This is a genomic window from Arthrobacter sp. Y3225116 (assembly GCF_059091245.1).
The window spans coordinates 1-669 of record NZ_JBNHGL010000530.1 but is presented as its reverse complement, the minus strand read 5'-3'; the positions used below and the strand labels follow the sequence as shown (position 1 = coordinate 669).

The 669-nt window shown below is 75.2% G+C and carries 1 pseudogene; it reads left to right on the top strand.

Features of this window, described 5'->3' with window-relative positions:
* Positions 1-669, top strand: a pseudogene (locus tag AC5RV2_RS18785) (hypothetical protein); the annotation flags it as partial.

Below are 669 nucleotides of genomic sequence, written 5' to 3'. Positions count from 1 at the left end.
GCCGCAGCGACGGCGGCCGAAACGGCGGCGCACCCGGGTGCGGTCGGGCCCGTGCACATCAATCTCGCGTTCCGCGACCCGCTGTTCCCGGACACGGACACGGCTACGGATACGGACGCGGATACGGCCACTGATCACGCCACGGCGCCGGTGCGGGCAACGGACGACGGCGGTGGCTCGGAACCCGCTGCGACGGCACCGGCGGGATCGGCACCCGCGGCGATGGCACTGGCGGGATCGGCACCCGCGGCGACGGCACGGGACCGGGCCGCCGCGTGGCCCGCGGGCCAGGCGGAACCGCCAATCCAGGGGACCGAGGAACGCCGCACCGTGGTCGTGGCCGGACACGGTGCGGGAGCCGGGGCCGAAGCCTTCGCGCGGGCACACGGGCTGCCGCTGCTGGCCGAACCGTCCTCCAACGCGAGGTTCGGCCCCAACGCCATCGGCCCCTACCGTCTGCTGCTGGGCCACCTCGGGACGCAGATCGAACGGGCCGTGGTCTTTGGCCGCCCGACGCTCTCGCGGCCGGTGTCTGCCCTGCTGGCACGGGAGGACGTCCAGGCCGCGCTGTTCCAGCCGGACCCGGTCCCCTGGTACGAGCCCGGGCGCCGCCGCGAGCGGGTGATTTCCGAGCCGGCGGACCTGTCGATCTTCTCCGACCGGGGGCCC